We start from the raw sequence: 8,119 nt of genomic DNA, 5'->3' as shown, positions 1-8,119 counted from the left end.
GGGGAGTAGGTTCACATGGCTCAATTCTCGATGGAAATTAGTCGCCCAACCGGCTCAGTTCCGCGTGAAAACCAACAGAGCACCGACACGGCGCTGTTCGACTGGATCATCTCGGATTTCGGCCTGAATGATGCGATCGAGGCCGGGCTGGTGAAGACGCCGCGGGTCGTGGTCCGCGACGATGCTGTCCCGGACGCCAAGACGCTGCGCTCGAAACTCTACCACATCTACCGCGACCCAACCGTTTCCGAAGACCTGAACCGCAAGGCCGAAGCGCACGAGGCGCTGCCAAAGCTGGTCCAGGACGCATATACGCTGCTCGGTGCCGACTGGCGGGAAACCCGCGCGCAATGGCAGGAGGCCGGGCATCATTCCCCGCCGGTCATGCTGACAGTCTGCAACCGCACCGAAACCGCAGCCCGCATCGAGACCTATTTCAACAAAGGCGATGCGCATTGGCCCGAGTTGCACGCACCGACCCGAACGCTCCGGGTCGATTCCAAGGTGCTGGAGAAGGCCGAGATCGGCGAGACCGCGACCTCCGACAAGGATTACGAGGCGCGGCTGAAGGCAATCATCGACGCTGCGACCATCCCTGAGACCCGCCGCCAGCAATTCCGCGCCCTGAAGAAAGAAGAACTGCTGCGCGAGATCGTGGACAACGTCGGGAAGCGAGGAGCGGCCGGACAGGATCTGCAGAACGTCATATCGGTTGCGATGCTTTCCGAGGGATGGGACGCCAAGAATGTGACGCACATCATGGGGCTCAGGGCCTTCACGTCCCAGCTCCTTTGTGAGCAGGTCGTCGGGCGCGGGTTGCGCCGAGTGTCCTACGACACCGACGAGAACGGACTTTTCCTGCCCGAATATGTCAACGTCTTCGGGGTGCCGCTTTCAATCTCGGAAACCGGTGAAGGCGGTGAAGCTCCGCCGCCACCGAAGCCGAGCACGCAAATCGAAGTCGTTCCAGACCGAAGTCATCTGGAAATCAGGTGGCCCAACGTCCAGCGTGTCGAGACAGTCGTGAGACCGCAGTTGTCCATCGACTGGGATAACGTGGCACCGCTCGTGCTCGATCCTGCCAGCACACCGATCAGTGCAGAGCTTGCACCGGCCCTCGGCGGTGCGACTGATATCGGGAAGGTGACCGCGATCGACCTCGAAAAGCTACCCGATGGTTTTCGTCTTCAACGCCTCGTTTTTCAGGCCGCGAGAAAGGCCTTTGCCGAGTTGCGCCACGGCTTCACTGGCACGCACGAATACCTCGCTGCGCAGCTCGTCAGGATCGTCGAAGAATTCGTGGACTCGGACCGCCTCGATATCCCGTCGCTGTTCCACTCCGACCCACTCCGACGGCGTATTCTCATTGCGCTCAACATCGACGTCGTGGTCCAGCACGTGCTGAGGAACGTCACGGAGCAAAACACCGAACGCCTGTCTCCGGTCTTCGATGAAGAGAACCCGATTGGCGCAACCGGCCAGATGCGGACTTGGTATACCACCAAGCCGTGCTTCCCGACGACCAAGTCGCACATCAGTCATCTGGTAGGAGACTCCGCCTGGGAAGGCCATGCGGCTAACATCTTCGAGAAACGCGAGGACGTTCTCGCCTATGCCAAGAACGATCACCTCGGCTTCCAAATCCATTACATGTGGGCAGGCTCTCGGCGGCGGTACGTCCCTGACTTCCTCGTCCGCCTTGCGGGCGGCACGATCTTGGCTCTGGAGATCAAAGGAAGCGATAGCCCGCAGAACAAGGCTAAGCGTGACGCGCTGAACGAGTGGGTGGGGGCCATCAACGCGGCAGGCGGATTCGGGCGCTGGGCATGGGATGTCGCGTTCAAACCAAGCGACGTACAGGATATTGTAACGAAGCACGCCAATGTCGCCATGGCAGAACCGGCATCATGACCCCGTACCGCTGGCGTGCGGCAAGGTTTGATTCTGCCCTGTCCAGATGTGTCGCGGGCCTCGGTAGCCGGAAAATTCGACCCCAGAGTTATTCTCCCGTCGCTGTGCACCACAAAAAGTACGGACGAAACAAGAAAAACAACTCTGCATTTACAGCGACTTACATCTCCGTACCAAATCTGCGCAGTCAGGAGCTTTGGAGAATGTCAGCGCAGAGAGAACGAAATCAGCGATTCGCACAGGTGGCGCAGTCAACAGCTTTGGACCGAAAGCCCGCAGTTCTGCGCCGTTCCGGCTGGCAATCTCAGATTAGAGAATGATTCCAATGAGTTTAATGGCGGAGAGGATGGGATTCGAACCCACGAGACCCTTCCGGGTCTACTCCCTTAGCAGGGGAGCGCCTTCGACCACTCGGCCACCTCTCCGGTAAGGGCGAGATAGCCGGTACGCTTCATCATTTCAAGCGATTTGCGCACATGGACGCAAAATTCTCGGCAAAATATCACTCTTATATATATGGCGGTGCATCCGGTCCGGCTTTTCGCCCGGTTGCAAGGCGTGATCCGGGGAACGATGAGAGCGTATTCCAGGAGGAGATTCGCTCTTTTCGAGCCGGATAGTCCCGGTCTCGGCTTGTTCCGGCATGCGCTGCCACATTTCCACAGATGGCCGAAGATTCGTGCCTGCTTTCTGTCTGGATGCTAAAAAATACGCGTTTTCAATCGTTAAGAGCGGTTAACAGGCGTTAATCAGTATTAACAACATCTAAATTTATAGAACCAAAGGCGGCGAATTCGTGTCTTTTCTGCAACAACGGTCATGCATAGCAGCCTCGCAAGGGCCGCTGGAGTATATTCGGTGTTGAAACGAAAAAGCTGGCGAGTATCTTCACATCCAGAAGAAGGAGCGCTTCGGGGCGACTTTTTCGGCAGGGGATGGGGACAGGTTGTCCTTCAGCCAAATCAAAATGCCCAGACCCATTTTTAACGTTTGACTGGAGGTCAGAAATGAACATTAAGAGCCTTCTCCTCGGCTCCGCTGCAGCACTGGTTGCAGCCACCGGCGCTCAGGCAGCTGACGTCATCGTCGCGCCAGAACCAGAAGCAGTTGAATATGTCCGCGTTTGCGATGCATACGGCGCTGGCTACTTCTACATCCCAGGCACCGAAACCTGCCTGCGTATCCATGGCTACATCCGTTACGACGTTCGTGGCGGCGACGACGCATACAGCGGCGTTGAGTGGGGCGGCTGGCGTAAGCGTACGCGCTTCACCCTGCGCACCTCGACCGCTTCGGAAACCGAACTCGGCACCCTGAAGACCTACACCGAAACCCGTTTCCAGTGGGATGCAACCCCGGGCAACTACGGTGACACCGGCTACGAAGGCTATGGTGACGACGCAGACAGCACCAAGATCCAGTTCGCCTACATTCAGCTCGGCGGCCTGAAGGTCGGTCTCGATGAATCCGAGTTCCTCACCTTCACTGGCTACCTCGGCGACATCATGAACGATGACGTGGTCTATGCTGGTAACTACCGCACGGGCAAGATCTCGTACACCTTCTCCGGCGGCAACGGCTTCTCCGCTGTTATCGCTCTTGAAGAAGGCGGCGACGACTATGTTGTCAACGATTACGTTCCGCACATCGTTGGTGGCCTGAAGTACGCTCAGGGCTGGGGTTCGATCGCAGCTGTTGCAGCTTACGACTCGGTCATCGAAGAGTGGTCCGCAAAGGCTCGCTTGGACGTCAACCTCACCGATCAGTTCTCGGCCTGGGTACAGGGCGGCTACTCTTCGGAAGAATCTGACGATCAGATGTACGGCGCTTGGGGCGGCGACTGGGCTGTCTGGGGTGGTCTGAAGTACAAGGCAACCGAAAAGGCGACCTTCAACATTCAGGCTGCTTACGAAGACTGGGGCAAGACCGCCATTGCGGCCAACGTTGCTTACCAGCTCGTTCCTGGCTTCACCATTACGCCGGAAGTTTCCTACACCAAGTGGGATAGCGATCATCCGGATTACACCCGCGACACCAAGGACGCTTGGCAGGGCATGATCCGCTTCCAGCGTTCGTTCTAATCCTTTCAGGATTGGTTGCAGAAAACCCGGTAGCGAATGCTACCGGGTTTTTTGTATGCGCGATTGCGATAAACTGTCTGCCTGTTTAAATTTGGCCAGCTTCTCTGATAAGACCGGTTCTATAACGGAGATACTGGCATATGAATAAATGGTTCTGGCCCGGTGTGACATGCACGGCAGCGCTTACCGCGCTGGCATTGTGGTTTGGCGTCAATCGGGTCGAAGCGGATCTGGCCGCTCAGGCCGCGGCGGCGCTGGCACCTTTTGGCTGGGCGAATTTCGATATTGATGGCCGCGATCTGACCCTGAAAGGGACGGCGCCCGATCAGCAGGCGCAGGATGCTGCCTTATCCGCTGCGGGACAGATAAGAGGCATCCGCACGATTGCCGATCTCACGGCGCTCTTGCAGATTGCGGAGCCATATGTTTTTAAAATTGTGAAGAATGCCGATACCATCATTCTGTCGGGCTATGTTCCTGAAAACAGCCTGCGCGATAAAATCCTGAACGCTGCGGAAATGACTGATCCTCAGGCGCAGATTGATGATCAATTGACTCTGGCGCGCGGCAACCAGCCGCAATTTGCAGTCTGGGCGCTTTTTGCGCTGGAGCTTTCCCGCAAATTTGCAACGGTTGAAGTTGAAATTTCAGGCGATGCCCTTTCGGTAAGAGGTCAGGCGCTGAATGACAGGGCCTATAACGATCTTGGTGCCGGGCTGAAGAATCCTTTGCCGGTCGGCCTCGATCTGGCAAATGTCGATATTGCAAAACCCTGAGCGACGAGGTCGGGACAGGTCATCCCCTGTTTCTTGGCGGAGCGTGATTGACAGAAACGCCCGGGTGCTTTTTCAGTCTTACCGGTAAATGCTTTGAGGTGAATGGCGAGCGGGTTTCATATGTTATATGTTGCACAAATGTTCTGGCCAGCCCTCGTGCTTGCACTCTTGATCGGTATCACTGTTGGCTGGCTGACGAGGGTTGATTAAAGCATGTCGCCCGAAAGTGGGAACCGGTTTCGGGATAACGACATGCGTAAAAACAGAAAACTGGAGCGCAGGTCTGATTCAATCAGATCGAAACGCGCATGAATGGGCTGGGATAGCGTTTTGCCCAAAGGCGAATGGGTATAGTATGAGGAAATCTACATGCCGGTGTTGATCGTTCAACTGGCGGCACTCGTTGCCATTGCCTTTATTGTCGGCGCTGTTCTGGGGCGTCTGGTCAAAGGACGCAAAGCTGCAAGCAAGGATAAGGAAGATATTATCATTGCCGCTGCCCTTGCCGCGCCTGCCGGAGACGGGAAAGTCGAAGTGCAACCGACGCCGCAGGTGGCCTTAGCCGAAAAACCGGGTGCTGACACAGGCGAACGAGAAGACAAGGCTGACGAAGATTCGGTCGAAGCGCCAAATGAAGAGGCCGTGGAAGCGCCGGGGATTATAGAGGCCGAAGAGCCGGACGAAGCGGTTGTCGTTGTTGAAGTGCCTGAACCGGACCATCGCCCGGAGCGGCTGGAAGCACCATTGCGCGGCAAGGCCGATGATCTGACGGCCATTGCGGGCATAGGCAATGCCGTGCAAGCCATGCTGCATGAATTGGGTATTTTCCATTATGCGCAAATTGCGCAATGGAATGCCGATGAGGCAAAATGGATCGAGGACCGGATTGGTTTTGCCGGTCGGGTGAGCCGGGAAAAATGGGTCGCGCAGGCAAAGAGGCTTGCCGAATCGGCACGCAAGCCTGCACCAAAACGTTCATCCAGACCCAGAAAGACAACATCCGGACCAAAAAACGCACGCACGCGCCAGAAAAAGACGCAGGCTTGAGCGCTGCTTGTTTAACGGATCAGGAACGCCCGTTCACAAGATCGGCCTCAATATCGGCGTGGCCGGTGAGGCGCGCCTTGTAGACCTCGTAATTTTCCATCACGCGCTGCACATAATTGCGTGTTTCCGAATAGGGAATGCGCTCAATCCAGTCGATCACCTCTTCGACGGGCATTCCCCGCGGATCGCCGAATTTTTCAGCCCATTGTGCGGCCCGTCGCGGCCCCGCATTATAGCCCGCGAAAGTCAGCACATAGGAGCCGTCGAAGCGATCAAGCTGTTCGCCAAGAAAATGCGCGCCCAGAGTGGCGTTATAGGCAGCGTCGGTGGTCAGCTTCTGCGGCGTAAAGGCCATGCCCTTGCGGTTAGCCACGCTTTTGGCCGTCGCGGGCATGAGCTGCAAAAGGCCGCGCGCGCCTGCTTTCGAGACAGCGCCGACATTGAATTCGCTTTCCTGCCGGGCGATCGCATAGGCGAGCGCTTTGCCCGATCCGCTGATATTGGCCTGTGCCGGAATCGCACCGAGCGGATGCGACAGCGCGCCGACATCCAGTCCGCGTGAAGCTGCATTCTTGCCAATGCGCAAGGCGAGATAATGATTTTCGTTCTTTTCGGCCATGACCGCCAGAAGAGCGAGTTCCCCGACGCTGCGAAGTTCCTGCGAAAGCTGGATATAAAGCGTATTCGCCCGGTTTGCGTAGCCGATCTGCTCCAGCCGCCTGATCGCCTGAACGGCGGGACGCCCGGAAAAACGGATGCGCTCTGCGTCGTCCGGTTTGGGATAGGCAAGTTCGGGGGCCTTTTCTCCAAGCTTTGCAGCCGCAAGCTGGCCATAGAAACTCGTGCCGAAATGCGCCGAGCGGCGGTAATATTCGCGTGCATCGCCCTTGGCGCCCGCTTCGGCGGCTCGCCCCAGCCAATAATAGGCGCGGGAAGCGGAAATCGGGCCGGATGAAATCTCCGCTATCTTCGCAAAATGCGGTGCCGCAAGCGATGGCTGCCTGAGCGCCCGCAATGCATACCAGCCCGCATGGAATTCGGCTTCGGCGGCCATTGCCGGTGATTCGGCAGCATGGGCGGCAGCCAGCTTATAGGCGAGCTGCGGCTTGCCAAGATCGAGAAGTTCACGCGAAAGGATACGCCGTTCGACCCACCATGCATCGGGATCGCCAAGGGCGGATGCTTCTCGCGGCGCTTTGAGCATCAGATTGGCGGCTTCAATGATGCGCTCGGAGCGCCTGAGATGGCGAATGCGTAAAAACTGGTAAACAGGATTTGCGTGCCATGAAGGATCCACCTCCGCAATCAGCTTGGCAGCGTTGGGCGCTTTCTGGCCAAGCGCGGCATAGGCGGTATAAAGTGATTGCGCCTGCGCGGGCCCGGCCAGCAATCTGGCCGATTGCAGCCTGTCATTATAGAGCAGGCGGATCAGGCGCTTCTGGTGGTCGTCACGCGTCAGCACGGCATCGAATTCTTTAAGGATCCGCTTTTCTTCATCCGTCGAAAGCCGTGCATTCGGCCACCAGGAAGCCAGAAGCTTGTGCGCCTTTGCCGCCTGCCCATTTGCCAGATAGGCCCGGCCAAGGGCAATCATGCCTTGTGTGGTTTGCGGGCGTGTTGCGGCCAGTGCCGCAATCACCGCGCTGGCTGGCGGGTTTTCTCTAAGCAAGGCGCGCTCTGACGAGCGCCGCAATGAGGCCATTCCGGGCCATCCGGTCAATTCCGTCTGGGCTGCCGCTATTTCCGAGACCGGAACCCCGGCTGTTGCAGAGGTTGCAATTGCCCATGTGAGAATCTGCCGGTCAAGCGAGCCTTTCGGCATCCCGTTACGAAAGGCGATGGCGCTTGCGGCATCCCCCGAATAAAGCGCATCAAGGCCCGATTTCAGCGTCCCGGCAATGATTGCGGGATTTTCAACCCGGCTGAACGATGAGGTAATGACCGGATCGGGTGCGGCAGGCCGCGCCATGGGGACGACAAGATTGATCGGGGAGTCCGACAGGCTTGCACCGGGCTTTTCGGGCGCGGCGAAGGGGCGCGCAAGCGGAGTCGGAATATCCGTCGGCAGTGCGGATTGCGCGTGCGACGGCGTGACCTGTCCCGCAAGAAGCGCACCGGCCAGAAGCAAGCTGCCTGAAAGGCGCGCTTTATGTTTCGTGGGCGTGACGATGTTTTTTCCCCGAATGAAACGGCGAGGCGAAGCCCCGATTGAAGGCAGGCTATTGTTTGAATCAGGCATTTCTAAGCCTCGCTCGCCCCGGCTTTGTGGCAAATGTAATCCTGACAGGGATCGATGAAGCAAGG

Annotated in this window: 5 protein-coding genes and 1 tRNA gene; 4 read left to right on the top strand and 2 right to left on the bottom strand. The window is 57.6% G+C overall.

Translation table 11 applies throughout. The annotated features are described in order from the left end of the window. The first annotated feature begins 15 nt into the window (after positions 1-15). Complete coding sequence (locus DKP76_RS10915) at positions 16-1,911, top strand: DEAD/DEAH box helicase (protein ID WP_245410197.1); 1,896 nt, start codon at positions 16-18, stop codon at positions 1,909-1,911. A gap of 335 nt (positions 1,912-2,246) precedes the next feature. On the opposite strand, the gene DKP76_RS10910 is transcribed toward DKP76_RS10915, so the two are convergent. After that, a tRNA-Ser gene (locus DKP76_RS10910) sits at positions 2,247-2,336 on the bottom strand. Between the two features lie 582 nt (positions 2,337-2,918). Here DKP76_RS10910 and DKP76_RS10905 point away from each other — a divergent pair. The 3 genes from DKP76_RS10905 to DKP76_RS10895 all read left to right on the top strand — a co-directional run bounded on the left by DKP76_RS10905 (position 2,919) and on the right by DKP76_RS10895 (position 5,815). Next, positions 2,919-3,992 carry a porin gene (locus DKP76_RS10905; protein ID WP_109706485.1) on the top strand — a complete coding sequence of 358 codons (1,074 nt, stop codon included), beginning with the start codon at positions 2,919-2,921 and terminating at the stop codon, positions 3,990-3,992. A gap of 140 nt (positions 3,993-4,132) precedes the next feature. Next, a complete protein-coding gene (locus DKP76_RS10900) occupies positions 4,133-4,768 on the top strand; it encodes a BON domain-containing protein (protein ID WP_109706483.1) in 636 nt (211 codons plus the stop codon). 369 nt (positions 4,769-5,137) lie between these two features. Continuing rightward, entirely contained in the window at positions 5,138-5,815 is a 678-nt protein-coding gene (locus DKP76_RS10895) for an endonuclease (RefSeq protein ID WP_109706481.1), read from the top strand. Positions 5,816-5,834: 19 nt separating this feature from the next. Here DKP76_RS10895 and DKP76_RS10890 read toward each other — a convergent pair whose 3' ends face one another. Further along, positions 5,835-7,943, bottom strand: coding sequence for a lytic transglycosylase domain-containing protein (locus DKP76_RS10890; RefSeq protein WP_245410210.1), 2,109 nt, complete (start codon positions 7,941-7,943; stop codon positions 5,835-5,837). Between the last annotated feature and the right edge of the window lie 176 nt (positions 7,944-8,119).

The organism is Falsochrobactrum shanghaiense (assembly GCF_003149535.1).
Lineage (GTDB): Bacteria > Pseudomonadota > Alphaproteobacteria > Rhizobiales > Rhizobiaceae > Brucella > Brucella shanghaiense.
Note: the sequence above shows the minus strand (reverse complement) of the source record. Positions and strands in the feature narration are given on the sequence as shown.